The following is a 25,688-nucleotide window of genomic DNA, read 5'->3' as shown; positions in this document are numbered from 1 at the left end:
TTTGAACTTGTTCTTTGTATTATCAAAAAGTCAAATTTCTAGCAGTTTTGAGTATATAAAGATTTTCGCGTAATTACTTGGTTAAATCACTCAAAAATATATGTGGAAATCTCTACGTTCAATTTTTATAGATGTCCTCGCATTAGATATATTATTTTTTCTAATTATACTCCCGGTTTTTTTATATATGCTCTTTTTTGCAGATAAAAATCTGATTTGTCAACGAGTTAATGCTATTGAAATGAATTGTGTTTTAGAACATAGACTATATGAACATCGTATTTGGAAAGAAGATATTCAAGGATTAGAAAAAGCAAGGATAAGCACCAGCTATAGCACCAGCAAAGAACGTATTAAGAAAAAAAGTAGTAGTAAAAACACCTCTGAAAAGGAAGAATATAGAACAGTTACTACAATTTCCTATCAGGTAAAACTTCATGCTCGCAATGGTAAGTTTAACTTTGGACACTCAGAGGAATATAAACCAAAGTTGCAAAAGCTAGAAGAGCAAATTAATAGTTTAATTAATGATATCAATCAACCATCATTTCAACTTTATTATCGGCAAGATCATCCGGTAGTTAGTTTAATTTATTTAGCTGGCGCAATTGCAGCTTTATTTGTATACTATGTGATGATTTTGCCTTTACTTATTAAGTATTATATTGATGCTCTTCATCCTGATACATTTCTGAGAAATCTATTCTACCGTCTGGGAATTGATAGATTAACTTCTCAATTCTAATCTTCATTTCATGAGCATATCTCGCACTTTGCACTTAACAAAATGTGGCTTATGTAAAGAATTTTAAATTTATGTAGTTTAATGTTAATTGTACATTGATTCTCAAAAATTGTTCTATTGTTCCTTGATGTAACATTCTGAACCCTGTAGCCAGACTCAATCACTAAAAACTGTTACAGTCTATGACGCGATCGCAATATAAGCTTGTTTACGATGTTAGTATGCCCTAAAAACGTTGAAGGACATTTTTTTATGGCAGAAAAACTGACTGGAAAAACTCCCCTCTTTGGTGGTAGCACTGGTGGATTGCTCAAAAAAGCAGAAGTAGAAGAAAAGTACGCTATTACCTGGACTAGCCCCAAGGCTCAAGTTTTTGAAATGCCTACAGGTGGCGCTGCAACAATGAACCAGGGCGAAAACTTGCTATACTTAGCTCGTAAGGAGTATGGCATCGCTTTAGGCGGTCAGCTGCGGAAATTCAAAATCACAGACTACAAAATTTACCGGATTCTACCCAGCGGTGAAACCACTTTCATTCACCCAGCTGATGGTGTGTTCCCAGAAAAAGTTAACCCCGGTCGTGATAAAGTACGCCACGTACCCCGCAGAATTGGTCAAAACCCCAGCCCTGCACAACTCAAGTTCAGTGGTAAAGCTACTCACGATGCTTAATGTTTAGGTAATTGGTAATGGGTAATTGGTAATGGGGAAAAACTTTTACTAATTACCTATTATTCATATCTGAACTATTTTTCATCATGATCTGGTATGTTATTTCCTAAGTGATGAGGTGGTGGGCAATGCCCACCCTACGTAATAATCTAAAAATATTCTATAATTCTCAATTCTGAACTCCTGAACTCCTAATATTCTGAACTCCTTATTGTATGATTTTTCCCGATTTCACCCAGTTTAAGAAGCTCGCTTTAGAAGGTAATTTTGTTCCTGTATATCAGGAATGGGTAGCTGATTTAGATACTCCCGTTTCTGCTTGGTATAAAGTATGTGCAGATCAACCTTATAGCTTTTTACTGGAATCGGTGGAAGGTGGAGAAAAAATAGGGCGTTATAGTTTATTGGGTTGTGATCCTCTATGGATTTTGGAAGCTAGAGGTGATCAAACTACCCAAACACATCGTGATGGTTCTCAGGAAATTTTTACAGGTGATCCTTTTACAGTTTTAGCCGAATGTTTAGCACCTTATCACCCAATCAAGTTACCGCAGCTACCTTCAGGAATTGGCGGTTTATTTGGGTTTTGGGGTTATGAGTTAATTAATTGGATTGAACCGCGTGTACCAATTCATCCCCAAGATGAGCGTAATATCCCTGATGGATTATGGATGCAGGTAGACCACTTGTTGATTTTTGACCAGGTAAAGCGGAAAATTTGGGCGATCGCATATGCTGATTTACGTGACCCAGAAGTTAGCTTAGAGGTAGCTTATCAACAGGCGAGCGATCGCATTCAGGAAATGGTCAGCAAGCTATCTTTACCCCTATCGCCACAAAATACTCAATTAGCTTGGACAGCCCCCGGAAACAAGCCGAAAGCGGGAATAGAGGAATACACCAGCAACTTCACCCGTTCTGATTTCTGCGCCAGTGTAGACAAAGCTAAAGAATATATCAAAGCTGGTGATATCTTCCAAGTCGTCATTTCTCAACGCTTATCTACAGAATATACAGGGAATCCTTTCGCCCTTTACCGTTCCCTACGCCAAATCAATCCTTCTCCTTACATGGCGTATTTTAACTTTAAGGATTGGCAAATTATTGGTTCTAGTCCTGAAGTCATGGTGAAAGCAGAATGTGACCCTGATGGGGGTATAATCGCCACAGTCCGCCCCATTGCCGGAACTAGACCAAGGGGGAAGACAACCCAAGAGGATGCGGCTTTCGCTGAAGATTTACTTCAAGACCCCAAAGAAATCGCTGAACACGTCATGTTAGTTGATTTAGGACGCAATGATTTAGGGCGTGTGTGCGAAAGCGGTAGCGTGAAAGTTGATGAATTAATGGTAGTTGAACGCTATTCCCATGTCATGCACATTGTCAGTAATGTGGTGGGTAAATTAGCAAATGACAAAACAGCCTGGGATTTACTTAAAGCCAGCTTCCCAGCCGGTACAGTTAGCGGTGCGCCGAAAATCAGAGCGATGGAAATCATTAACGAATTAGAACCAAGCCGCCGGGGTGTGTATTCGGGTGTGTATGGCTATTATGATTTTGAAGGGCAATTAAATAGTGCGATCGCTATTCGGACAATGGTATTGCATAATCATACCGTCACAGTCCAAGCAGGTGCCGGTTTAGTCGCAGATTCCGAACCCGAAAAGGAATATGAGGAAACACTAAATAAAGCTAGAGGATTATTAGAAGCAATTCGTTGTTTGCGATAAACTCCACTTTCTACGAAGAAGGGAAATTAAAATCAATACTGGAACTAAACTATGATACCAGCTATTAGTAGACCTTCAACATTACTTGGTCAGATTAAAGTTGAAAAGGTAGATAAATTCAATTTATTTAAATTTAATGATGAACTCCAGAAGCGAATGGAAGAACTTTTGGATAAAAAAAAAGCTGATTTGCTGACTTCAGAGGAAGTTATAGAATTGGAAGCTATTGGAGAGTTAGACAGAATTTTCACTCACATTAATGCGATGTTAGTAGCTCAAGTATGACTATTGACGATATTACCAGGGAATTAGTGCGTAAACGGGCAAAATATCTATGTGAGTATTGTCACTCTCCAGAGCGCATTTCTACAACTCGATTCACCTTAGATCATGTAATACCTAAATCTTTGGGTGGTGCTGATGATATTGATAATTTAGCTTTAGCTTGTCGTCGGTGTAATGAACGCCGCTACAACTTTTTAGCAGGAATTGACCCAGAAACACAAGCCATTACCCCTTTATTTAATCCCCTTCAACAAAAATGGTCTGATCATTTTATCTGGAGTGCTGACGGTAAAACTATTTTAGGAACAACTCCCACAGGTAGAGCTACTTGTAAGCGACTTGATATTAATGATGAGCGATATACAGAAGATGATTCTATCCGCAGTGCGCGAGGTTTTTGGGTAAAAGCTGCTTTACATCCACCTGATGAAGATCCGCGTCAGGTATTATAGAGATGATTATAATTTATGATCCAGAAATAATACTTATAAGGATTTTCATAAGTGTTGATAAATCTTCTGGAACTCGATAACGTTTTTGGTCTTGAGTTACTTGACGATTTGTGCGGTTATAAACTCCAAAACGCCAATCTTCACCAGTCGTAACTGCTCCATAAATAAGCTCAGAAGTAGATTTTGTCCATTGATCAAGTGCGATTAATTCAATAGCAAGTTGAGTAAACCCTCTCACTAAATCTGATTGTTTTGCTTCAATAACTAATAAATTTTGAGGTGCTGCAATATAATAATCTACAGTTCCTTTCAAATAATCATTTACTGCAATGGAATACTCTATATTCAGTCGCTGATTAGTTAAATCACATACCTCAAACAAAATAGGACCAATTAAAGCCTCACGTCTAGCAGTTTCATTCACTAAATCTATGTGAGATAAATTACGCTGAATCTGGTGCTGTAAAAACTGTAAGTTTAAATTTTCTGAAGATTCGGGTAATGTTAAATCTTTCCTTTCAATAGTGCAGTTTAATTCCGCTAAAATATCGTCAATAGTAAAAGATAATTCAAAATATCGGCTGAAAGGATAAGATTCACCAGCTTTCAGAATGCGACGGGAACTCATAAGAAACCTAAGCCAGATTTACCTGCATCTATTTTAGAATAAATTCGTTACGTAAACTTGGAAAATTAGTTCATTCCAAAATTCCTACCAAAATTCTCATTAAATCTTCTAAATCATCGGGAATTCGATATAGGGAAATATCTTGAAAAATCTGCTGATTAGTTTTTTCTAATCTCCCAAAACGCCAAGCATCACCAATCGTTACAACACCATAAAAAATATCACCTTCTTCAACTTCAGAAATAGCAATTAATTCTACTGCTAATTGTGTAAAACCTCGTGTTAAGTCATCATTTTTGGCTTCGACTACTAATAAACTGGGATTATGTTTGAGAAAATAATCCAAATAACCCTTTAACCAATTATTTACTGATAGTGAATACTCAATTCTGACTTGGCATTGACAATAGCGAGCGACTTCTAATAATGTAGGTGCTACCAAGGTTTCCCGTCTTGCTGTTTCACTACTCAAACTTACTAAAGGTAAAGATTCTTCAATTCGTTGTTTTAATTCTTCCAGTCTTTCTAAATGACGCTCGCTTCGTGGCAAATTAATATGTCTTCTTAGCAAAGAATATCCCAATTCAGCTAATATTTCATCAGCTTCATAAGGCATTTCAAAATAAGATCGAAATGTGTAAGATTGATCTTCTTGTAAAATACGTCTACGAGTCATTATTGTTATAATAAGGTATTTTTTGGATCATTAACTTCTAAATCAGGATTTAACGATTGATTTACAGGATAAAAAAAGTCAAAAAACAATCAAAATAAGATAATAAAACCCTCTTGAGTAAAATGTTGATCATGAGTTAATACTTCAATAATTTCTAATTGATTCATTATGTTCATTGAAATACCATCTGTTAATACTTCTTCTGTGGTTATAATTTGGGAATTAGCAATAGATTGACTCACTTTAATAACAGAATCATACCAATCATCTTTGGGGTTTAGTAGTGCTATCCAATAAAAAGTATCAGCAAATATTTTTTTCATATCTTATTTTTTAGGAATACCATAAATATAATGATCATGCTGTTGCGCCTCATCATGGGGTAATTGCTGAAGTTCATCTTCTGTAATATCTTCAGTAATTTCTTGAGCAATTTCCCAAATATTTTTATTAGTTAATTCTTGATTTTTAATTTCATCATTAGGCTGTAATTGAATAATATTTTTTAAAAGGTTTTCAAATTGATCAATGGGCAATATAACGGCGGTTTTTTCTCCGTTTTCATTAGTAATGTATTGAATTTGTAAATTAATTGTGTTAGTCATAGTAATATTTACTGAATAAGATTATTGAGGAAGTGTGAAGTTCTTAATACAAAGCTACGCCTATTATAACTTAAATTTTTACATGGACTGAAAACTTGCATTCATAATCATTGTCTGAATCAGGATATCCAGGATTTAAGGATTTACAGGATGATGATAAGATTAATATGATAGATTACAATCTAGATCATCTTGTCCGATTACTCAACCAATAAACCCTCAAATTTACCTAGCGTCTATCATTCCTCACATCTTGCCAAAATTATCAATGACTAAGATAATCAAATCAAAAAATCCTGTACATATTCAAATCCTGTAAATCCTGATATGGGTACGCTATCAGATAAATAAGAATAATAATGACCACAATTAAACAACAGCTAATTGCAGCCATTGAAAATACTCCAGAACCTATTCTGCAACAAACCCTCAACTATCTCAAATATCTCAAAACTAAAATGAATACCTCCACCATCAAATCAAGCAGTGTTGCTGTACAAGATGGAGAACCGATATTACGTGGATCTAAAGCCAAAGATTTGCTACAATTTGCTGGAACTTGGCAAGGTGAAGACTTCGAGAAATGTCTTCAGCGTGTTTACGATACTCGATCCGAAGCTGAATTTTGATGTATCTTATAGACACTAATCACTGTAGACGCATTACAGTATAAGCAATTCGTTGTTTGCTTTAAATCAGTTAGTTATTAGCAAATGCTGCAAAACAATCATTTTTAATTTATTTAGTTCCCCGTCGTACTGCTTTTGTAGAAATATACAATTCGCTTACTTAATTCCAAGGAGAAATAATTTCTGAAATTATATCAGAATATTCAATTTCTGTTTCCAAGTAATGCTTATTTTTTAAATCTTCAATTATACTATTACAGTTATTTTTTGCATCTTCTGGTGATTCACCAAATGTTACAATATCTTCTGTACTATTGATATACAATTTTTTAATAATTTTATCAGTGTAAATATCTTTATCAAAATTAACAACTGGTTCTTTTATAATAAGTCTATAGAGATATATAGGCTTTCGGGAGGATACATTATAATTATTGCTACTTTCAATAAAATTATTTCTTATATATTTTAGTTTATCAAATAAATCACTAGAAATAACTCTATTCATTATATAAGATTTACTAAAATGTAATTCTTTTTTTAAATTATCTAATATTTCTTCATAATCATTAAAAAACTGATCTTGTAACTTCCCTAAATTATTCTTCAAATAACATTTTGATAAATAGTAGCTTGTGAATATGCCAAAAAGAGAAGTTGTTAAAATTGCCATCTTAACAATTATTAAGGTTCTTTGATATTGAGGTTGGTACTCAATTTGATTAACATGAGTTTTCTTAACTCTAATATCTTCATCTAATTCAAATTCAATTAAGAAGCGTTCAATATAGTTAAAACATTGTTGTAATTCATTTGAATATTGGGAGATTATATCAACATCTTTTTCATCATAAATACCTATTTTATTCAATGCTGTATCATAAGCTTTAGAAGTGAGGAGATTATTTTTGTAGATTTTTATATAATTGATATATTCTTGAATTGAAGTAAATGATAAATAAAGATTAATAAACTGTAATGATTTTACTTGTGAATCAATAGAGTTTCTAAATAAAACAGATATTTCACGCTTTTCTTTATCGTCTGCTAATTTTTTTAAAAATCTATTAGTAAAGAAACCTCCTAAGATAGTAAATATAAAAGCAATGTTAGAGTTACCTTTAGCCCAAGATTGAATTGAATACCAATCAATATAAATAATCTCAAAAATAAACCCAGATACTATAAAAATAAAACTTGATATTAAAATTCCTGGAGGATTTTCGTTATAGTCAGGAATTTTAACAGAAAATAGAGATTTTAATATAAATATTCCAGTAATTGAAAATCCAATAATTGCTGGTAAAACTTCCATACCCATAACCCTATCGAATAGTTTTTATTTAAAATCCCTATATATCTCAGCTTACGAAGTGAAAAAATGAACCTCCCATATAACAAAGCTGTTGGATGTAACCAGGATTGTGTATAGAGAAATCTATTAAGCTTGATTCTACTAACCTTAATTCCACTTTATCTATGGGTAATACAGTTACAGTGTCATCTTCTTCTATCTCTAGACGTTTAATAACAGTTTGAGTGTTTTTCTCTACAGTTATTTCAAATAGAGAGTATGCGATGCCATGTTTATACATTATTAAGATATCATATAATGGATCTTCTTTAAAGAAAAGTTTTTGTTTCATAAAAATTAGATAAGGATCATCATTATTAAAGATTGAATTGATGGTAGGAAAAGTCTGTTGATCCCATTCAAGACATCCGACCAGAATAATAGTTTTGTTTATTTCTCCTGGAATTTGAGCTACTATTTCAAGGGTTGGTAAGAGGGAAACATCTCTACAGAAATAGTTGTATAAAGCAAATAATATATCGAAGCCATAATAAATCCTAAAACTTAGAGTAGCTTCTTGGCTTATAGATTCTACTTTTTCAGAAACCCAGTTAACCCCAATTTCCCAGCAATCATTACCATATAAAAAATGCTTTAATTTTTCAATAGTTGATTGCCATAAAGGTTGAATTCTAGGTGTGATCACTGATGTATAGATTACAGAGTTGCCAGCTTCAAAACTGATAATTTATTTAATAATTTCTTCATCAGTTATCAGGATATAATGTGATTGATTACCTTTATATATTGTTTTAATATCCCACCCCTTAGACATCATACCTTGAAGTGTTTCAGCAGTGCTTCCTTCCATACTGTCTATTAATCCTATTAACCTATTAGTAATCTCAGACAAAGCTTCTTCTTCAAGTAGAGGCTTAATATCTATATCATCATCCTCATCAAATTCATAATTATCATCATAAAAAATATTCAGATTGTGTTTAATCTTCTCTTTTTCTGAATATTTAAATATATCAATAACTAGGTATATAGCAAAAGGGTATATTACATTTTCAGAATCACCTTCGTAAGTTATTTTTAAGACTAAATTCCTTCTCAACAAACTTTAGATCAGCCTCGATCATATCTAAATTTTTTATTAAAAAGTCACGAATACCTGCTTCATTTATCATGATTATCTACTCACTTTTGATTTAATTAACTACCATGTTTACTAAAAAATCATAACTGAGAATTTTCTCAATCCTGAAAATCTTTAAATCCTGGACATCCTGATTCTGACAAACTGATAAAATGAATAATCAGATATAGCATTTCCCGATCAAGTGAGGTACAGATTCAAAAGCGAAAGCCTTGATATACAAAAGTGTTATGTACCTCATTAGCCTGAGAAAAGCTATAACGTGCGATCGCATCTAAATCAATATTCATAAACCAGCATCTTTTTTACTCAGCATCATTATAAATAACATGAGTAAAAATTATACTAAACCTAATTCATCTCAACCACTATTTGTTAAGTATATTTACATCAACTAGGATGATTTTGATAACATAGTTTTAAGACCTGCTCAAATCATAACTTTTCTAAATCCTGTAAATCCTTAAATCCTGGACATCCTGATTCTGACAACCATCTCATTCACAGCATCACAACAAACTTAACAATAAAAATCCTGCTATACTAAAAAGCACAAAGCACCCTAATAATTAAATTATGATCATCCATAAAATTATCCAAGAATTAGAACAAATTCCAGAAGAAAAACTAGCAGAAATTTATGACTTAATCCACTATTTCCGCGTAGGATTAAATCAAACAAAACCTCAACCCAGAACACCAGGAATACTAACAGGAAAACTCAGCGACACCTTTTTTGATCCTCTACCTGAAGAAGAATTGCAACAATGGGAATAAATTATCTGATTGATACCCATATTTTATTATGGTGGTTTTTTGATGATCCTAAACTTGATAGATCATGCCGAGAAATAATTAAAAATCCCGATCATCATATTTTTGTCAGTAGCGTATCCCCTTGGGAAATAGCCACTAAATACCGTATTGGTAAACTACCTGAAGCAAAAGATATATTACTAATCTATCCACAACTCTTAACTCAATCACAATTTATTGAACTAAATATTAATTCAAATCATGCTATTAGAGCAGGTACTTTACCTATAGATCATCGAGATCCTTTTGATCGTATGATTATGGCTCAGTCCGAAATTGAAAAAATGCCAGTTATCACTTATGATCAAGCATTTCATACAGGATTGATTGAAGTAATTCCTAATCCTGTAAATCCTTAAATCCTGTAAATCCTGACTCAGATAAAAAAAAGCGGGCTAACCGCTATTACATGGTTAACCCGTTCAGCTTTGGGAACGCGCAGAGAAATTATTATTGCAATACCAACTTGACATTGGCGTTTTGCAGACCGCGCTGTTTTACTTCAGTCAAAGTCTTGTTAACGGCGTATTTTTGGTTAATGGAGTTGATCAACTCGGTTTGGTTGTGCTTTTTAGCAACGCCCCACAAGTCAGCGATGAGGTCAAAAGAACCATCACTGTTGCGAGACCAACCTAAATCGTACTCGCCTTCCAATACAGCAACGATGTCGGAACGTACACGCTGACCGTTATAACCACGAACATCAGCTTCTGTCTTGACGCTGATACCTAGGTCGCGCAAAGAAGACTTCAGAATTTCGGCATCGGTGATTTTGGTACGCAGAGTGCTAAAGTGAGACATTTGGGTTTCCTCCAATGAGAAGATTGATGAGAAAAACGACAACGGTTTCTTTTCAGCCAAGCCGCATTGATTGGGAGCGGCTTTTTTCTTCTAAACTGTTAGCTTTGTAGCTAACCTTTCCCCCCTGACATTGCAGGAGAAAGCTTTTAAAACTCCATGCGCTGATATTCAGCGACGGAGGATGCTGCGGGTCTAGCACGCTGTCTGGCCCAGTCTCTTAAAGCTGTGACCTGTTCTTGCATCGTTCGTGACAGCGGCAAAGTTGACTTCAATGCAGCAATAATATCTAATTGGGTGAACTCCCGATCTTGGGCGAAGGCTTCATACATTGCCGCAATGATCGCTTGTTCAATTTCTGCCCCAGAGAAGCCGTCGGACATTTTCGCTAGTTGTTCCATATCAAATCTAGCAATTTCTTCCCGGCGTTTGGTCAGGTGAATGTTGAAGATATCCTGACGTTCTTCAGGTGTGGGCAGATCCACAAAGAAAATTTCATCAAAGCGGCCTTTCCTCAAAAACTCTCCAGGTAGGCGTTCCACACGGTTAGCAGTCGCCATTACGAAAACTGGAGATTTCTTTTCTTGCATCCAGGTGAGGAAAGAGCCGAAAATTCTGCTCGATGTCCCCCCATCGGAATCACCAGAACCTGCACTACCCGCGAAAGATTTATCCAACTCGTCGATAAACAGAATCGTGGGGGAAATTGATTCTGCTGTTTTCAGGGCGTTCCGCAGATTTGCTTCACTTCGACCCACCATTGAGCCGTCGTATACCCGCCCCATATCTAATCGCAAGATTGGTAAACCCCATAAACGGGAGGTAGTTTTGGCAATGAGCGACTTACCACAACCAGGAACACCGAGAATCAACATTCCCTTGGGTTGGGGCAAACCATACTCTCTCGCCCTTTCTGTGAAGGCGTTAGAGCGTTGCTTGAGCCACTTTTTCAATTCTTCCAAGCCACCAATAGCATCTATGGTTTCATCTTCTTCGATGTATTCTAGGATGCCATTGCGCCGAATCAGTTGTTTCTTCTCAGATAGAACTATATCTACTTCATCTTCCGTTAGTCGTCCGGTAGTTACCTGCGCCTTACGGTATACTTTTTCCGATTCATCTTTGGTTAGACCTAAAGCTGCTCTGAGAAGTTTTTCTCGGGCTTCGGTAGTTAGCCGTCGGCCACGATGCTGTTCTTGGTGATTGGTTAAAACTTTGTTCAACTCAACCATATCTGGGAGTTGGAAGTCTAGGACAACAACCTCTTTTTCTAGTTCAATAGGAACTTGTTGCATGGGAGACATCAAGATGATGTTCTTTTGCATTCCTTTGAAACTAGCGATCGCATCCCGTAGCGATCTGGTTGTTGCTGGTGCATCAATAAATGGATGTAAATCTTTAAGAATAAATATACCGGGTTCTTTCTGGCGAATAATCCACTCAATCGCTGCCTCTGGAGACACTGTATTATGTTGAGTCACATTCCGGGGTTGACCGTACTCCACGATACCGTGAGTTACTGTCCATACATATACCCGGCGTTGGGGCTTTAATAATTGAGCGATCGTGGAAATTGCTTGCTCTGCCCGCTCTTCCTCGGAGGTCACAAGGTAGATTAGAGGGTATTGAGCTTGAATGAGGATATTGAGCTCTTCTTTCATACAATCGACCTACTTGAGACCTTATAGAGACAGTACAGTCATCGCTACTTGTTATAGATAACTAAAACTATGAACTACTTATTCATAATTCCTATCTAGCAAGGAACTAATTCTTCCTCACCCTTGGGATGGGTTTCATCTTGTTCCATTTCTTCAATGGATAGATGATCGTGGCCTATTATTCCTGGTTGGTTACCTAAAGCTACTAGTTCGCCATTACGCAGGGTAAGTGAACTTTCACAAGTAGGACACGAATAAACTCTATGTGTTCGCCCATAAGCAGACGCTTCTAACTCTTCCACTAATTCTGAATTTGTCAGGTAGAAATTAAGGGCGCGTTCTGCGAGTTCTGACATTGGTTCAGAATCAACTGCTGATCGAATCTTCAATCTTCTGTGCAGTTCTGGCGATAGATACAAAGTAACCTTTTGCTTAGTTTGCATATGACTAAATAGCGGTCTTACCCGGGTATGTAACTAACGTTATCGACTCTTTGATTTCTTGTCAAGATGGTAAAACGTTTTAACAGCTATTTTGTTACATATCTTAATAACAGGACTGGCAATTACTCACAAAATTATTAATTGTGTGATTTATGAAACAATAAATCTAGTGGATAGACCGGGGTTCAAAGAAATTAATTCCTCTCAAGAATGGGGATAAAAGCCGATCTAACTCTGCTGTCGGTAAATCGGGTAAAGGGTGTAATTATGTCTATTGCTGCGGTCAAAACCTATAATTTGAGACGAATAATTGTGACTTTAGTCTCCGGTGTTGGCACAGCTATGATTTTTTCAGGGTGTGGTAATAGCTTCCTAACCTCCAAAATCACCTGGGAGACTTACCACAATCCTCGTTATGGGTTTGAGTTTCCCTATCCCAGTAATTGGAATTCTTCAACACCACCAGACAACAACGATGGAGTGACATTTATTTCACCACAAAACCAAAATACAGAAATTCGGGCTTGGGCAAGCAAGGAGTTACCAGAGTCAATTATCCAAGACCAAGAAACGATAAAACAGATAGATCATAACTTTGAAACGGATCAAGGCGTTTCTGGAGTGATGGTTGTAGAAGTTGGTCAACAGATGAGTTCCATGAAACTGACCATAACTCAAGGTCAAGTGACATATTATTGGCAAGGACAAAGCAACAGCAAAGAATTTCGAGATCACTATCGTTTGTTTTATTACATTGCCCAGCAGTACAAAATTAGGTAACTGGGGATTGAGGAGATGGGGAAAAATCAAGTCAAAAGTCAAAATTAAAGAAATTCAGCCTATTCCCTGTTCCCCGTTCCCTATTCCCTTGAAAAGAATTAATGATTGAGAGGGGACAGAAACCTGATAGATTTAGCTATCAGCGAGTAAAAACTGGTAAAAATGAAAGTCCTGGTTATTGGTGGCGATGGGTATTGCGGTTGGGCAACTGCACTCTACCTTTCTAATCGAGGTTATGAAGTTGGAATTTTAGACAGTTTGGTGCGGCGACATTGGGATAATGAACTCGGTGTTGAGACTCTGACCCCAATTGCATCAATTCAACAACGTCTCCAGCGATGGCAAGATTTGACTGGTAAATCTATTGACCTATTTATCGGCGATATTAACAATTACAGTTTTCTGCACAAAGCCTTACACCAATTTCAGCCAGATTCCATAGTGCATTTTGGTGAACAACGTTCGGCTCCCTTTTCGATGATCGACCGCGAACACGCAGTTCTCACTCAGGTAAATAATGTAGTTGGTACATTGAACTTGCTGTATGCCATGCGGGAAGATTTTCCTGATTGTCATTTGGTGAAGTTGGGGACAATGGGTGAATATGGGACACCCAATATCGACATTGAAGAAGGTTATATCACCATTGAACATAACGGTCGCAAAGATACTTTGCCCTATCCTAAGCAGCCGGGTTCAATGTATCACTTGAGTAAAGTGCATGATAGCCATAATATTCAATTTGCTTGCCGAATTTGGGGTTTACGGGCAACAGATTTGAATCAAGGGATAGTTTATGGCGTTCTTACCGAAGAAACGGGGCTGGACGAATTGTTAATTAACCGTCTTGATTATGATGGCGTTTTTGGTACAGCACTGAATCGTTTCTGTATTCAAGCTGCGGTAGGACATCCTCTCACGGTTTACGGGAAAGGTGGACAAACTCGCGGATTATTGGATATTCGGGATACGGTGCGATGTATTGAATTAGCGATCGCAAATCCTGCCCAACCTGGAGAATTTCGTGTATTTAACCAATTTACCGAACTATTCAGTGTTGGTGATTTGGCAATGATGGTGAAAAAAGCCTCGAATTCACTGGGCTTGAATGTAGAGATCAATAACATTGATAACCCCAGAGTTGAAAAAGAAGAACACTATTTCAACGCTAAAAACACTAAACTGCTCGATTTAGGCTTAGAACCACATTTTCTCTCTGATTCTTTACTTGACTCGTTGTTAAACTTTGCCATTAAGTATCAGAAACGAGTTGATAATAACCAAATTTTGCCTAAAGTTTCCTGGCATAGAAAATAGGTAACAGGTAACAGGTAACAGGTAACAGGTAACAGGTAACAGGTGACAGGTAACAGGTAACAGGTAACAGGTAAAGATTTTTCTCCCCTGCCCCCCTGCTCCCCTGCCCCCTGCCCCCTGCTCCCCTGCCCCCTGCTCCCCTGCTCCCCTGCCCCCTGCTCCCCTGCTCCCCTGCTCCCCTGCTCCCCTGCTCCCCTGCTCCCCTGACTCCGAACTCCGAACTCCGAACTCCTGACTCCTGCTTTCCAGTTTTTTATGAGAATAGCCCTATTCACCGAAACTTTTTTACCCAAGGTTGATGGGATTGTCACCCGTCTACGCCACACTGTTGACCATTTGCAGCGAGATGGAAATCAAGTTTTAGTATTTGCTCCTGAAGGTGGCATAACTGAACATAAAGGCGCGAAAGTTTACGGCGTTAGTGGCTTTCCCTTACCTCTGTATCCAGAGTTAAAAATGTCACTTCCCCGCCCGTCCATTGGTTACGAATTAGAGCGGTTTCAGCCAGATATTATCCATGTTGTTAATCCCGCCGTTTTGGGATTATCAGGAATTTTTTACAGTAAAGTTCTCAAAATTCCCTTAGTAGCTTCTTACCATACCCATTTACCTAAGTACTTAGAACATTACGGTCTAGGGATGTTAGAAGGTTTACTTTGGGAATTGCTTAAAGGCGCTCATAATCAAGCTGAATTAAATTTATGTACATCCACAGCCATGGTGGAGGAACTATCTGGACATGGGATTGAGAGAGTAGATTTGTGGCAGCGGGGTGTGGATACAGAATTATTTGATCCTGATTTGGCAGATCCAGAAATGCGATCGCACCTAACTCAAAATCATCCTGAGAGTCCATTACTTTTGTATGTAGGTCGTCTTTCAGCAGAAAAAGAAATTGAGCGCATTAAACCAATTTTAGAAGCCATTCCCAATGCGAGATTGGCATTAGTAGGGGATGGCCCCCACCGTCAAGCACTAGAAAAACACTTTGCTGGCACAAATACTTATTTTGTCGGTTATTTAATGGGGAAAGAGTTAGGTTCTGCCTTTGCTAGTTCTGACGCATTTATTTTTCCTTCCCGCACAGAAACATTAGGATTAGTCCTATTAGAAGCAATGGCTGCTGGATGTCCAGTAGTCGCAGCCCGTTCTGGAGGGATTCCTGATATTGTCACAGATGGGGTAAACGGATATCTTTTTGATCCAAAAGCAGACATTCAAGAAGCAATTGATGCTACAGTTTGTCTATTGCAATACCAACAAGATGTAAATATTATCCGTAAAAATGCCCGTAAAGAAGCAGAAAATTGGGGATGGGCAGCTGCTACACGCCAATTACAAGATTACTATCACAAGGTAGTCTCATCTAAAAAGTTGACCAAAGCTTTCTAAATTGGCTTTTTTCACTGAGGGTGGGCAAATTCGCCCCGCATTGAGTAGAAAAATAAATAATACATAACTCATTTAAAATCTCCAACCCTTAATTACCATGACACTCCCAAATGCAGGTAGCGTCTTGGCTACATTAACTGAACTGACTCAAGTTAATCGCACTCAAGCCCTACTCAGTCGTGTCAAAGACCTTTCTGTTAATGAATTTGTTTGCTTACTGGACTTTATCACGGCTGAGTTTCAGCAATTTCTCAGAGCTATTGATCTGATCAATAATGAAGCTCTAGAAAGTATGCTGGAGAAAGTCTTAGAAGCCATTACACTTAAAATTGGTCAAATTCTCCAAGCGGAACACACAGCTATTTTTTTAGTTGACTATGATAAGGCTCAACTGTGGTCAAAAGTTCCTCAAGATAATAGCCAGAAATTTTTAGAAATCCGCACTCCTTTAAATGTGGGGATTCCTGGTTATGTGGCTAGTACAGGCAAATATCTCAACATTGCAGAAACTATTACTCACCCTCTTTTTAGCCCAGAGTTAGAAAAACAAATGGGCTATAAAATCCGTAATCTTTTATGTATGCCTGTGATTAGCAGCAAAAAGCAAACGGTAGCTGTAGTTCAACTGGCTAATAAAGCTGGGGATGTTCCTTTTAATCAGGATGATGAGGAGTCTTTTCGAGATTTTGCCGCTTCTATTGGTATTATCCTGGAAAGTTGTCAGTCTTTCTATGTGGCAGCTCGTAATCAACGGGGTGCAACGGCTTTGTTGCGTGCGACTCAAACTTTGGGGCAAAGTTTGGATTTAGAAGCAACTTTGCAGATAGTGATGGAGCAAGCCCGAATTTTGATGCAAGCAGACCGCAGCACGCTGTTTTTGTATCGCAAGGAAATGGGTGAATTGTGGACGAAGGTAGCAACAGTTAATGACAAAAATTTAATCGAAGTCCGTATTCCTTCTAATCGAGGTATTGCTGGCTATGTAGCATCCACTGGTCAAGCACTCAATATCCCCGATGCTTATCAAGATCCCCGCTTTGATCCGACTACAGATCATAAGACTGGGTATGTAACTCGCAATATTCTGTGTTTGCCAGTTTTTAACTCTGCTAATGAATTAATTGGTGTAACACAGTTAATTAATAAACAACAAGGTAGTTTTAGTACTTCCGATGAAGAATTTATGCGGGCTTTTAATATCCAGGCGGGAATAGCTTTGGAAAATGCTCGTTTATTTGAAAGTGTTTTGTTAGAAAGACAGTATCAAAAAGATATTCTTCAGAGTTTATCAGATGCTGTAATTTCTACAGATATGCAAGGTCAAATTGTGACCATTAATGATGCAGCACTAGAGTTATTGGGTTGTCCGTTGAAGTCCGGCAATGGTAGAAGTAACAAGCTGTTGTGGAAACAAAATTTATTGGGTCGTCAAGTTTGGGAGGTAGTGCCGATTGAAAATCTGCAAGGGCGGCTGGAAGATAGTTTAAAATACGGGGCTAGGCATTATGTGCCAGAGCAAATTTTGCTGGTGGGATTATATCAACGAGAGAGTGGTGAAACTCAAAAGTTAATTTTAGCTGTGCGCGATCGCACTAATCCAAATATTTTCGTGCCTTGGAATCAACTCCTCACTCCCCAGTCTGAATTACTCAGTGCTGATGTAGTCAAAATTTTAGAACGTAGCATCAATCTTACCGTCAATCCCTTAACTAACCCAGAAGGTGGAGTTAGAGGCGGTCTGGTAGTATTGGAAGACATCAGCCGAGAAAAACGCCTTAAAAGCACTATGTACCGCTATCTTACACCCCACGTAGCCGAGCAAGTTATGGCTTTGGGCGATGATAGCTTAATGGTGGGTGAGCGCAAAGAAGTAACTGTCTTGTTTTCTGATATCCGTGGTTACACTACCCTGACGGAAAACTTGGGAGCAGCTGAGGTGGTATCTTTGCTGAATCAGTATTTTGAGACGATGGTTGAGTCAGTTTTTCAATATGAAGGAACTTTAGATAAGTTTATTGGTGATGCTTTAATGGCTGTATTTGGTGCGCCGCTACCATTAACTGAAAATCATGCTTGGCGAGCAATACAATCGGCTTTGGATATGCGTTACCGACTGAAGGAGTTTAACCTGAGACGGATTGTTCAGTCCCAACCACAAATTCGGATTGGGATTGGTCTTAGTTCTGGGGAAGTGGTATCCGGGAACATTGGTTCACATAAACGGATGGACTATACGGTAATTGGAGATGGGGTGAATTTGAGCTCCCGCTTGGAAAGCGTAACTAAGGAATATGGTTGTGATATAATTTTGAGTGAATTTACTTACAATTTGTGCAGCGATCGCATTTGGGTACGTCAACTCGATAGAATTCGTGTTAAAGGTAAACATCAGGCTGTAGATATCTACGAATTGATTAGCGATCGCTCTACTCCCCTCGATGCCAACACGGAAGAATTTTTGCATCATTATAATGCCGGACGCGTTGCTTATGTATCACGGGAATTCTCCCAAGCGATCACTTGCTTTGAAATTGCTCAACGTCTCCGACCCACCGACCAAGCTGTTGATATCCACCTAGAACGTGCTTATAATTACCAAAAGACACCACCACCAAAATCCTGGGATGGTGTCTGGACAATGATGACAAAGTAGTCATTGGTCATTGGATAAAATTTTTTCCTATTACCTAATCTTCAAATTCAGAGTCAGAGTCATTGTTTTGGAAGGGTTCTTCACCTATCCCTAGTTGCTTTTTCGAGCGTTTTAACTCTTTCCACAGCAACTTTATTTGTTTGTAAGCTTCTGCTGGTGGGAGTTTACCACCTGTTTCCAAGTTACAAATGTAATTTATGCGCTGGGCAAATTCTTGTAAATTAGCGTTGAAAACTAAATTCTCCGGCTGTACGTGACCGTAGTAGCGACCACGAGGATAGAGAAAATCACCTTTGTCCATTATTTTTTTTCTCCATGTATTTAACACTCCTGCTGATTTTCTTGTTTGCAGTAGAACCACTAGCTACTCTTCATCTCTATTTTTGAGGACAGGAGAAAGCATATGATTACCTATGAATTACCCCGTCAGCCTCCTAAAAGTAGGTTTTACCAATGCTCCTACGCTTGCAACTATTTCAGTTTATTCCTTTATCCATAAAAATGGGTTTTGATTACCTTCAACCCAAAAAATTATTAAAGGTATTAATCTATACTTTTTTAGACTATTATATAATTTTATTTACCAAAATTACAAAAAGTTAACTAAAAATCTTAGAGGTTTTATGTATAGTTAACCCGTTTCACCAAAAAGACGGGGGAATAGGGAACATGGAAGAGAAAAGACAATGAAATTAGCACCTGTTAAATCATCACCAATGGCTAATAACTAAAGATAAAATGGTTAAGCCTAAGATCACTGCCCAGAACTGTACCTACCAATATGTCTGTTAATACCAAGCTATACGAAGGCAAAGCGAAAATTCTATATACCACAGACGATCCTGAAGTCTTGTTGGCTGATTTTAAAGATGATGCGACTGCGTTTAATGCTCAAAAGCGGGGCAGTATTCAGGGAAAAGGCGGCATAAACTGTACTATTTCCAGTCATTTGTTTGAACAGTTAGCAGCCTATGGCATCAAAACTCATTTTATTGATTGTCCAGCCCCCAATCAAATGCGAGTCAGAGCCGTGAAGATTTTGCCATTAGAAGTAGTTGTCAGAAATATAGCTGCGGGTAGTCTATGTCAACAAACAGGGCTGCAAATAGGTACAGTTTTGCGACAGCCTTTGGTAGAGTTTTATTACAAAGACGACCAACTAGGTGATCCACTGCTTACACGCGATCGCTTGCGATTGCTGAAACTAGCCACTGAGGAACAAGTTGATAGTATTATCCATCTTGCATTGCAAATCAATGACTTTCTCCAGAAATTTTGGCAACAGTGTGGCATTACACTAGTAGACTTTAAACTCGAATTTGGTGTGGATTCACAACAGCAGTTGCTCTTGGCTGATGAAATTAGCCCTGATACGTGCCGTTTGTGGGACATAGCGGAAACCGATCCTAACCGTCGAGTCATGGACAAAGACCGTTTCCGTAGAGACTTAGGGAATGTGGAAAATGCCTACCAGGAGGTTTTACAAAGGGTATTACAAGTGGTGGAAAACCAAAATTATAGCAAAGTGCTTAGTCCTGAATCCTAAGTATAAAACCAGTTGTTTTAATAACTGCGAGTGAGTAGTCCTATGCCTTTGATGGCTAAAGACTCATAACTAAATTTGTAAAGGTGTGTGGTAGTGAAGAAGAATATGAATAAAATGCATTTATCTCCTGTATTGCTGGCAGTGATTGCGATCGCTACGCCCAACCCAGGCATCGCCCAAACGCCTAATATCCAGCAGCAAGTAACAGAGATTTCTACTCTAGAAACAAACCAGCTGTTACAACAGGAAACTAATCAAAATAGTGAAAACCCAGAATCTGATTTACCTGCAAAAGCAGTAATCATCAAAACTGAACCTCACCAGTCTGCAACTGAGGTCAAAGTCTTAACAGCTAACTCAACATCAATAGCAACACCAGAGGTAATTTTACCCACGGATGCGATAACGGCAAACACTGCACAAACATTGAAAGCGGCACTATCTCCCCAGCCAAAAACCGTAACAACACCAGAAGTCATTTTACCCACGGCTACAACAACGGCCAACACTGCACAAGCATTGAAAGCAGAACTATCTCCCCAGCCAAAATCAGTAGCAACATCAGAGGTAACTTTACCAACAGCTACAAAAACGGCCAACACTGCACAATTTGCCCAAGCAGAACCTTCTCCTGCCCCTGACACCGTTCCTACTCAGGAAAATATAGATCCACCTACAGATCCACCTACAGATCCACCCATAGCCGAACCTGTCTTCCCTACTACTCCAGAAACGACAGAAACAGCAGAACCCCGTGTATTAGTTTCGGAGGTAGCTGTCCAATCGCCAACAGGGACACTCTTACCCAAACTGGAAGAAGAAGTTTATAAAGCCATTCGTACCCAACCAGGACAGACAACAACCCGTACCCAATTGCAACAAGATATTAATGCTATCTTTGCCACAGGCTTTTTCTCCAACGTGCAAGCAGTACCAGAAGATACACCTTTGGGTGTGCGGGTTAATTTCGTCGTTAATCCCAATCCCGTCTTGACTAAGGTAGAAGTAGATGCTAACCCTGGTACTGGTGTTGCTTCCGTAATTCCTGCTACTGCTGTGGATGAAATATTTAAACCGCAGTATGGAGAAATCTTAAACTTGCGAGATTTGCAGGAAAGTATCAAGCAATTAACCAAACAATATCAAGACAAAGGTTATGTACTGGCTAACGTAATTGGAGCGCCAAAAATCTCAGAAACTGGAGTTGTCACCCTACAAGTAGCAGAAGGTGTAGTTGAGAATATTAAAGTCCGTTTCCGTAATAAAGAAGGACAGGAGACAGATGATAAAGGACAACCAATTCGCGGACGGACCAAAGAGTATATTATTACACGGGAAGTAGAATTAAAGCCGGGTCAAGTATTTAACCGCAACATAGTACAACAAGATCTGCAAAGGGTTTTTGGGCTGGGATTATTTGAAGATGTGAATGTCTCCCTTGACCCTGGTACTGACCCCAGCAAAGTGGATGTAGTATTAAATGTAGCTGAACGTAGCAGCGGGTCAATTGCTGCCGGTGCAGGTATTAGTTCGGCTAGTGGATTATTTGGTACTATTAGCTATCAGCAGCAAAATCTGGGCGGTAGGAACCAAAAACTAGCATCAGAGATACAGCTAGGTGAAAGAGAACTGCTGTTTGACCTACGCTTCACAGATCCTTGGATTGCAGGTGATCCTTACCGCACTTCTTATACAACCAATATTTTCCGCCGTCGCTCAATTTCTTTGATTTTCGAGGGCAAAGATGACAATATTGAAACCTTTGATCCAAACAATATTACTGATCAAGACAACCAGGATCGCCCCCGGATTACCCGTTTAGGTGGTGGTATCTCCTTTACCCGTCCCCTTTCTGCCAATCCCTACAAAAAGGCAGATTGGGTTGCTTCAGCGGGATTGCAGTATCAAAGGATTTCTGGCCGTGATGCTGATGGCAATCTCCGAAAACAAGGGGCAATATTTGATGATGATGGTAATATCATTAGCCCGCTAGTTCCCTTGACCCAATCGGCCACAGGCGAAGATGATTTGCTATTGTTGCAACTGGGCGCACAACGCGATCGCCGTAATAATCCTTTACAACCAAGCAGTGGTTCTTACCTTCGTGTTGGAGTTGATCAGTCTGTACCCATCGGACAAGGTAATATTTTCCTCACCCGACTACGGGGTAATTACAGCCAATATTTACCCGTTAAATTCCTCAGTTTTGGTAAAGGCACACAAACCCTAGCATTTAACCTCCAAGGAGGAACAGTTCTAGGTGACTTACCTCCCTACGAAGCATTTACTCTTGGTGGTAGCAATTCTGTTCGGGGTTACGACGAAGGCAGATTGGGAAGTGGACGCAGTTATGTGCAAGCATCTGTCGAGTATCGCTTCCCCGTTTTCTCTGTAGTTAGCGGCGCTCTATTTTTAGATTATGGTAGTGACCTGGGAACTAGTACTAGAGCATCTGAAGTGTTGAATAAAAATGGTAGTGGCTACGGCTATGGTCTAGGCGTGCGTGTACAGTCACCATTAGGGCCAATTCGCATAGACTATGGCATGAGTGATGATGGCGATAGCCGCATCAATTTTGGCATCGGGGAAAGGTTTTAAGTAGGAGTTCGGAGTTCGGAGTTCGGAGTCAGGAGTATGGCTTACGCCACGCTATGCCTACGGCACACTACGTGAACGCTATCAGTATCTCCCCAGTCCCTAGTACTTGCCAATTTTCACCTTTGCCTTAATACTATTTCCGTAAAGGTCATCATGGTTTCTACTAAAAACAGCACATGAGCAATATTAACGAAAATAGATCGGTTTTTCGCCTATGCACCAGCACACTTTAGCGGCAGAAATTACGCAAACGGGTGTGGGGTTGCATAGTGGTGTGAGTACCCATGTGCGGATATTACCAGCAGAGGTGGGAAGCGATCGCTATTTTGTGCGGGTGGACTTACCAAATTCGCCCATTATTCCTGCCCAAGTTGCAGCAGTTAGTCACACGATGCTTTCAACTCAACTGGGTGAAGGTGATGTGTCTGTCCGCACGGTAGAACATTTATTAGCAGCTTTGGCTGCTATGGGTGTAGATAATGCCCGCATTGAAATTGATGGGCCAGAAGTACCTCTTTTAGATGGTTCTGCCCAGATATGGGTTGAAAGCATTGCCGCAGTTGGCTTGGTATCACAACCAGTTAGCAACACACCAGCACCTATCACTATTCAAGAACCTATTTGGGTTTATCACGGTGATGCTTTTGTTTGCGCCCTGCCAGCAGCAGAAACCCGTTTTACCTATGGGATTGATTTTGAGTTGCCCGCTATTGGTAATCAATGGTACAGTTATTCACTAATTACCAATTTAGAAACCGCTGAAAATACTGCAAATACATTTATTACAGAAATTGCTCCTGCCCGTACCTTTGGTTTATTGCATCAGATCGAACATCTTCAGCAGTCGGGTTTAATCAAAGGTGGTAGCTTAGATAATGCCTTGGTTTGTGGATCTGAAGGTTGGCTAAATCCACCATTAAGATTTGCAAATGAACCAGTCAGGCATAAAATTTTGGACTTGGTAGGAGATATGAGCTTGCTGGGCAAATTTCCCGTTGCTCATTTCTTAGCATACAAAGCTAGTCATAATTTACACGTCCAACTGGCACAAAAAATTTTAGAATTAAACCCAAAATTAACTAAAATTTAAGATTGTATGCTATTTTCCAGCCTACTTTATTTCCCCATTCCCAATTAACTCAATTACCAATGTCAACTCTCACCCAAACTAACTCTACTGAAGTGACTATATCTGAAGGAGATGGACTCAACAGCAATACACCTGAAATTAAAACAACGTTCACAGTTGAAGAGATTCAGCAACTATTACCTCATCGCTATCCCTTTTTACTGGTAGACAAAATTATTGACTATGTTCCTGGGAAACTAGCAGTGGGCGTTAAAAATGTCACTTTTAATGAACCTCAATTTCAAGGTCATTTTCCCGAACGTTCACTGATGCCTGGTGTCTTAATTGTGGAAGCAATGGCACAGGTAGGCGGCATTGTCATGACGCAAATGTCTGATTCACCTGGTGGTCTGTTCGTATTTGCAGGTATTGATAAAGTCCGTTTTCGCCGCCAAGTAGTTCCCGGAGATCAGCTAGTTATGACAGTGGAACTGTTGTGGGTTAAACAACGTCGTTTCGGTAAAATGCATGGTCGAGCCGAAGTTGATGGACAACTAGCTGCTGAAGGGGAATTGATGTTTTCTTTAGTTAGCTAAAATTTTATATTGCTGGTCTGGGCATAACCGTGAACTGCCCTCAGTCAATCCTTAAAGAGCGTAACAGTAAAAACAAAAAACCACAATAGTATTTACTGATTTCTGGATTTTCGCCCCTCACACGTTGTTTGCCCGACACTTTTTTCACTGAACATTTAATACACAGCACTCAGTTCTGGAGAGTCTCCTTTGAAAACGCTTATTCATCCAACTGCTGTAATACATCCTAACTCTGAACTCCACTCAACAGTGCAAGTCGGTGCTTATGCTGTGATTGGAGCGAATGTCAAAGTCGGTGCGGAAACTGTGATTGGCGCTCATGCAGTGCTAGAAGGCCCATGCGAAATTGGGGCGCGAAATCATATTTTTCCGGGTGCAGCTATCGGTATGGAACCCCAGGATCTCAAGTATGTGGGAGAACCAACTTGGGTAAAAATTGGGGATAATAATTCTATTCGTGAGTATGTTACTATTAATCGCGCTACTGGTCGAGGTGAAGCGACGGTAATTGGGAATGGTAATCTACTCATGGCTTATGTTCATGTGGGTCATAATTGCTTGATTGAGGACTCGGTGGTAATTGCTAATTCTGTGGCCTTAGCGGGTCATGTCCACATTGAGTCAAGAGCTAGATTAAGCGGGGTTTTGGGTGTCCATCAATTTGTACATATTGGTGGTATGTCGATGGTGGGTGGTATGGCACGTATTGATAGAGATGTTCCTCCTTATATGTTAGTGGAGGGCAATCCTTCAAGGGTGCGATCGCTCAACCTGGTGGGTCTAAAACGCTCAGGAATGTCGGTTAAAGACTTCCAAATTCTCAAAAAGGCTTTCCGTATTCTTTACCGTTCTAATTTCCTTTTTAAAGATGCTTTGGCAGAGTTGGAACAGATCGGAGATACGCCACAATTAGAACATTTACGCCGATTTTTGCTGCTTTCCAAAATGCCGGGAAGACGCGGTTTGATTCCCGGAAAAGGCAGAAAAAGCACTGGTGATGAGTCTTGATCATTTGATTAGGGAATATGGCAAATACTCCCTAATCTCTGGAAGAAGAATATGGATTAATTGAACCGCAAAGACGCGAAGAGCGCGAAGGAAGAAATAAAGAAGAAGGAAGAGGAAGAGAAGAAAACATCTT

At 38.9% G+C, this 25,688-nt stretch carries 28 protein-coding genes; 17 read left to right on the top strand and 11 right to left on the bottom strand.

All coding sequences use genetic code 11. The features are described 5' to 3' along the window. The first annotated feature begins 187 nt into the window (after positions 1-187). The 5 genes from ACOWPH_RS13990 (at position 188) to ACOWPH_RS13970 (ending at position 3,884) form a co-directional block, all read left to right on the top strand. Positions 188-745: a hypothetical protein gene (locus tag ACOWPH_RS13990; protein WP_150111038.1), complete on the top strand. Its 558-nt coding sequence runs from the start codon at positions 188-190 to the stop codon at positions 743-745. A gap of 252 nt (positions 746-997) precedes the next feature. Next, positions 998-1,417 (top strand): photosystem I reaction center subunit II PsaD, encoded by a 420-nt coding sequence (locus tag ACOWPH_RS13985; protein WP_015215982.1) that lies wholly within the window; start codon positions 998-1,000, stop codon positions 1,415-1,417. Between the two features lie 215 nt (positions 1,418-1,632). Beyond that, positions 1,633-3,147 (top strand): anthranilate synthase component I, encoded by a 1,515-nt coding sequence (trpE, locus tag ACOWPH_RS13980; protein WP_015215981.1) that lies wholly within the window; start codon positions 1,633-1,635, stop codon positions 3,145-3,147. Positions 3,148-3,198: 51 nt separating this feature from the next. Beyond that, complete coding sequence (locus ACOWPH_RS13975) at positions 3,199-3,432, top strand: hypothetical protein (RefSeq protein WP_015215980.1); 234 nt, start codon at positions 3,199-3,201, stop codon at positions 3,430-3,432. After that, the gene (locus tag ACOWPH_RS13970; RefSeq protein WP_015215979.1) at positions 3,429-3,884 is read left to right on the top strand and encodes an HNH endonuclease; all 456 of its coding nucleotides are present in this window, start codon (positions 3,429-3,431) and stop codon (positions 3,882-3,884) included. The genes ACOWPH_RS13975 and ACOWPH_RS13970 overlap by 4 nt, the downstream gene beginning before the upstream one ends. A 13-nt stretch (positions 3,885-3,897) precedes the next feature. On the opposite strand, the gene ACOWPH_RS13965 is transcribed toward ACOWPH_RS13970, so the two are convergent. From ACOWPH_RS13965 to ACOWPH_RS13950, 4 genes are all read right to left on the bottom strand, one after another. Then, positions 3,898-4,512, bottom strand: coding sequence for a hypothetical protein (locus tag ACOWPH_RS13965; protein WP_015215978.1), 615 nt, complete (start codon positions 4,510-4,512; stop codon positions 3,898-3,900). 70 nt (positions 4,513-4,582) lie between these two features. Beyond that, positions 4,583-5,188 (bottom strand): hypothetical protein, encoded by a 606-nt coding sequence (locus ACOWPH_RS13960; RefSeq protein WP_015215977.1) that lies wholly within the window; start codon positions 5,186-5,188, stop codon positions 4,583-4,585. An 89-nt stretch (positions 5,189-5,277) separates the two neighbouring features. Next, positions 5,278-5,511: a hypothetical protein gene (locus tag ACOWPH_RS13955; protein ID WP_015215976.1), complete on the bottom strand. Its 234-nt coding sequence runs from the start codon at positions 5,509-5,511 to the stop codon at positions 5,278-5,280. 3 nt (positions 5,512-5,514) lie between these two features. Continuing rightward, positions 5,515-5,793, bottom strand: a complete 279-nt coding sequence (locus ACOWPH_RS13950) for a hypothetical protein (RefSeq protein WP_015215975.1) — start codon at positions 5,791-5,793, stop codon at positions 5,515-5,517. 359 nt (positions 5,794-6,152) lie between these two features. On the opposite strand from ACOWPH_RS13950, the gene ACOWPH_RS13945 reads away from it, so the two are divergent. Next, entirely contained in the window at positions 6,153-6,422 is a 270-nt protein-coding gene (locus ACOWPH_RS13945) for a hypothetical protein (protein ID WP_015215974.1), read from the top strand. 160 nt (positions 6,423-6,582) lie between these two features. Here the strand turns inward: ACOWPH_RS13945 and ACOWPH_RS13940 are convergent, their stop codons facing one another. Genes ACOWPH_RS13940 through ACOWPH_RS13930 form a run of 3 tightly spaced genes read right to left on the bottom strand, consistent with a single transcriptional unit; the run spans position 6,583 to position 8,839 of the window. Then, on the bottom strand, positions 6,583-7,737 hold the full coding sequence (locus ACOWPH_RS13940) for a hypothetical protein (RefSeq protein ID WP_242043064.1): 1,155 nt from the start codon (positions 7,735-7,737) through the stop codon (positions 6,583-6,585). A 46-nt stretch (positions 7,738-7,783) separates the two neighbouring features. Beyond that, positions 7,784-8,422 (bottom strand): hypothetical protein, encoded by a 639-nt coding sequence (locus tag ACOWPH_RS13935; protein ID WP_015215972.1) that lies wholly within the window; start codon positions 8,420-8,422, stop codon positions 7,784-7,786. A 42-nt stretch (positions 8,423-8,464) separates the two neighbouring features. Then, positions 8,465-8,839, bottom strand: coding sequence for a hypothetical protein (locus ACOWPH_RS13930; protein ID WP_015215971.1), 375 nt, complete (start codon positions 8,837-8,839; stop codon positions 8,465-8,467). Positions 8,840-9,454: 615 nt separating this feature from the next. Here ACOWPH_RS13930 and ACOWPH_RS13925 point away from each other — a divergent pair. Together ACOWPH_RS13925 and ACOWPH_RS13920 are read left to right on the top strand one after the other, a co-directional pair. Continuing rightward, entirely contained in the window at positions 9,455-9,655 is a 201-nt protein-coding gene (locus ACOWPH_RS13925; protein ID WP_015215969.1) for a hypothetical protein, read from the top strand. Then, positions 9,646-10,053: a type II toxin-antitoxin system VapC family toxin gene (locus ACOWPH_RS13920; RefSeq protein ID WP_015215968.1), complete on the top strand. Its 408-nt coding sequence runs from the start codon at positions 9,646-9,648 to the stop codon at positions 10,051-10,053. The genes ACOWPH_RS13925 and ACOWPH_RS13920 overlap by 10 nt, the downstream gene beginning before the upstream one ends. 91 nt (positions 10,054-10,144) lie before the next feature. Here the strand turns inward: ACOWPH_RS13920 and ACOWPH_RS13915 are convergent, their stop codons facing one another. The 3 genes from ACOWPH_RS13915 to ACOWPH_RS13905 form a co-directional block, all read right to left on the bottom strand. Then, positions 10,145-10,495, bottom strand: a complete 351-nt coding sequence (locus ACOWPH_RS13915) for a DUF1257 domain-containing protein (RefSeq protein ID WP_015215967.1) — start codon at positions 10,493-10,495, stop codon at positions 10,145-10,147. A gap of 146 nt (positions 10,496-10,641) precedes the next feature. Continuing rightward, on the bottom strand, positions 10,642-12,153 hold the full coding sequence (locus tag ACOWPH_RS13910; RefSeq protein WP_015215966.1) for an AAA family ATPase: 1,512 nt from the start codon (positions 12,151-12,153) through the stop codon (positions 10,642-10,644). 95 nt (positions 12,154-12,248) lie between these two features. Further along, positions 12,249-12,596, bottom strand: a complete 348-nt coding sequence (locus ACOWPH_RS13905) for a hypothetical protein (protein WP_015215965.1) — start codon at positions 12,594-12,596, stop codon at positions 12,249-12,251. Between the two features lie 267 nt (positions 12,597-12,863). Here ACOWPH_RS13905 and ACOWPH_RS13900 point away from each other — a divergent pair, with 267 nt between their 5' ends. The 4 genes from ACOWPH_RS13900 (at position 12,864) to ACOWPH_RS13885 (ending at position 18,738) form a co-directional block, all read left to right on the top strand. Further along, the gene (locus ACOWPH_RS13900; protein ID WP_042465209.1) at positions 12,864-13,376 is read left to right on the top strand and encodes a hypothetical protein; all 513 of its coding nucleotides are present in this window, start codon (positions 12,864-12,866) and stop codon (positions 13,374-13,376) included. 162 nt (positions 13,377-13,538) lie between these two features. Then, positions 13,539-14,693 (top strand): NAD-dependent epimerase/dehydratase family protein, encoded by a 1,155-nt coding sequence (locus ACOWPH_RS13895; RefSeq protein ID WP_015215963.1) that lies wholly within the window; start codon positions 13,539-13,541, stop codon positions 14,691-14,693. Positions 14,694-14,948: 255 nt separating this feature from the next. Beyond that, positions 14,949-16,085, top strand: coding sequence for a glycosyltransferase family 4 protein (locus ACOWPH_RS13890; protein WP_015215962.1), 1,137 nt, complete (start codon positions 14,949-14,951; stop codon positions 16,083-16,085). A gap of 97 nt (positions 16,086-16,182) precedes the next feature. Beyond that, a complete protein-coding gene (locus tag ACOWPH_RS13885; RefSeq protein WP_015215961.1) occupies positions 16,183-18,738 on the top strand; it encodes an adenylate/guanylate cyclase domain-containing protein in 2,556 nt (851 codons plus the stop codon). Between the two features lie 34 nt (positions 18,739-18,772). Here the strand turns inward: ACOWPH_RS13885 and ACOWPH_RS13880 are convergent, their stop codons facing one another. Then, the gene (locus tag ACOWPH_RS13880) at positions 18,773-19,039 is read right to left on the bottom strand and encodes a DUF7219 family protein (RefSeq protein WP_042466097.1); all 267 of its coding nucleotides are present in this window, start codon (positions 19,037-19,039) and stop codon (positions 18,773-18,775) included. Between the two features lie 480 nt (positions 19,040-19,519). Between ACOWPH_RS13880 and purC the strand changes: the two genes are divergently transcribed. The 5 genes from purC (at position 19,520) to lpxA (ending at position 25,555) form a co-directional block, all read left to right on the top strand. Next, entirely contained in the window at positions 19,520-20,284 is a 765-nt protein-coding gene (gene purC / locus ACOWPH_RS13875) for a phosphoribosylaminoimidazolesuccinocarboxamide synthase (protein ID WP_015215958.1), read from the top strand. A gap of 105 nt (positions 20,285-20,389) precedes the next feature. Further along, positions 20,390-22,882, top strand: coding sequence for a BamA/TamA family outer membrane protein (locus ACOWPH_RS13870; RefSeq protein ID WP_015215957.1), 2,493 nt, complete (start codon positions 20,390-20,392; stop codon positions 22,880-22,882). A gap of 214 nt (positions 22,883-23,096) precedes the next feature. After that, entirely contained in the window at positions 23,097-23,972 is an 876-nt protein-coding gene (gene lpxC / locus ACOWPH_RS13865) for a UDP-3-O-acyl-N-acetylglucosamine deacetylase (protein WP_015215956.1), read from the top strand. Between the two features lie 59 nt (positions 23,973-24,031). Further along, positions 24,032-24,547 carry a 3-hydroxyacyl-ACP dehydratase FabZ gene (gene fabZ, locus ACOWPH_RS13860; RefSeq protein ID WP_015215955.1) on the top strand — a complete coding sequence of 172 codons (516 nt, stop codon included), beginning with the start codon at positions 24,032-24,034 and terminating at the stop codon, positions 24,545-24,547. A 189-nt stretch (positions 24,548-24,736) separates the two neighbouring features. Next, complete coding sequence (gene lpxA, locus ACOWPH_RS13855) at positions 24,737-25,555, top strand: acyl-ACP--UDP-N-acetylglucosamine O-acyltransferase (RefSeq protein WP_015215954.1); 819 nt, start codon at positions 24,737-24,739, stop codon at positions 25,553-25,555. Positions 25,556-25,688 lie beyond the last annotated feature (133 nt).

It is taken from the genome of Anabaena sp. PCC 7938, assembly GCF_049315035.1.
In the GTDB taxonomy this organism is placed as follows: domain Bacteria; phylum Cyanobacteriota; class Cyanobacteriia; order Cyanobacteriales; family Nostocaceae; genus Anabaena; species Anabaena cylindrica.
Note: the sequence above shows the minus strand (reverse complement) of the source record. Positions and strands in the feature narration are given on the sequence as shown.

Bases quoted from the DNA above. Each gene is read 5' to 3' on its own strand.
- ACOWPH_RS13940 (WP_242043064.1), bottom strand. From the start codon at position 7,737: ATGGAAGTTTTACCAGCAATTATTGGATTTTCAATTACTGGAATATTT.
- ACOWPH_RS13885 (WP_015215961.1), top strand. From the start codon at position 16,183: ATGACACTCCCAAATGCAGGTAGCGTCTTGGCTACATTAACTGAACTG.
- ACOWPH_RS13970 (WP_015215979.1), top strand. From the start codon at position 3,429: ATGACTATTGACGATATTACCAGGGAATTAGTGCGTAAACGGGCAAAA.
- ACOWPH_RS13955 (WP_015215976.1), bottom strand. From the start codon at position 5,511: ATGAAAAAAATATTTGCTGATACTTTTTATTGGATAGCACTACTAAAC.
- ACOWPH_RS13910 (WP_015215966.1), bottom strand. From the start codon at position 12,153: ATGAAAGAAGAGCTCAATATCCTCATTCAAGCTCAATACCCTCTAATC.
- ACOWPH_RS13965 (WP_015215978.1), bottom strand. From the start codon at position 4,512: ATGAGTTCCCGTCGCATTCTGAAAGCTGGTGAATCTTATCCTTTCAGC.
- ACOWPH_RS13945 (WP_015215974.1), top strand. From the start codon at position 6,153: ATGACCACAATTAAACAACAGCTAATTGCAGCCATTGAAAATACTCCA.
- ACOWPH_RS13990 (WP_150111038.1), top strand. From the start codon at position 188: ATGCTCTTTTTTGCAGATAAAAATCTGATTTGTCAACGAGTTAATGCT.
- ACOWPH_RS13895 (WP_015215963.1), top strand. From the start codon at position 13,539: ATGAAAGTCCTGGTTATTGGTGGCGATGGGTATTGCGGTTGGGCAACT.
- ACOWPH_RS13880 (WP_042466097.1), bottom strand. From the start codon at position 19,039: ATGGACAAAGGTGATTTTCTCTATCCTCGTGGTCGCTACTACGGTCAC.
- ACOWPH_RS13905 (WP_015215965.1), bottom strand. From the start codon at position 12,596: ATGCAAACTAAGCAAAAGGTTACTTTGTATCTATCGCCAGAACTGCAC.
- ACOWPH_RS13975 (WP_015215980.1), top strand. From the start codon at position 3,199: ATGATACCAGCTATTAGTAGACCTTCAACATTACTTGGTCAGATTAAA.
- lpxC (WP_015215956.1), top strand. From the start codon at position 23,097: ATGCACCAGCACACTTTAGCGGCAGAAATTACGCAAACGGGTGTGGGG.
- ACOWPH_RS13920 (WP_015215968.1), top strand. From the start codon at position 9,646: ATGGGAATAAATTATCTGATTGATACCCATATTTTATTATGGTGGTTT.
- ACOWPH_RS13900 (WP_042465209.1), top strand. From the start codon at position 12,864: ATGTCTATTGCTGCGGTCAAAACCTATAATTTGAGACGAATAATTGTG.
- ACOWPH_RS13915 (WP_015215967.1), bottom strand. From the start codon at position 10,495: ATGTCTCACTTTAGCACTCTGCGTACCAAAATCACCGATGCCGAAATT.
- ACOWPH_RS13870 (WP_015215957.1), top strand. From the start codon at position 20,390: ATGAATAAAATGCATTTATCTCCTGTATTGCTGGCAGTGATTGCGATC.
- ACOWPH_RS13960 (WP_015215977.1), bottom strand. From the start codon at position 5,188: ATGACTCGTAGACGTATTTTACAAGAAGATCAATCTTACACATTTCGA.
- ACOWPH_RS13890 (WP_015215962.1), top strand. From the start codon at position 14,949: ATGAGAATAGCCCTATTCACCGAAACTTTTTTACCCAAGGTTGATGGG.
- ACOWPH_RS13925 (WP_015215969.1), top strand. From the start codon at position 9,455: ATGATCATCCATAAAATTATCCAAGAATTAGAACAAATTCCAGAAGAA.
- ACOWPH_RS13985 (WP_015215982.1), top strand. From the start codon at position 998: ATGGCAGAAAAACTGACTGGAAAAACTCCCCTCTTTGGTGGTAGCACT.
- ACOWPH_RS13950 (WP_015215975.1), bottom strand. From the start codon at position 5,793: ATGACTAACACAATTAATTTACAAATTCAATACATTACTAATGAAAAC.
- trpE (WP_015215981.1), top strand. From the start codon at position 1,633: ATGATTTTTCCCGATTTCACCCAGTTTAAGAAGCTCGCTTTAGAAGGT.
- fabZ (WP_015215955.1), top strand. From the start codon at position 24,032: ATGTCAACTCTCACCCAAACTAACTCTACTGAAGTGACTATATCTGAA.
- purC (WP_015215958.1), top strand. From the start codon at position 19,520: ATGTCTGTTAATACCAAGCTATACGAAGGCAAAGCGAAAATTCTATAT.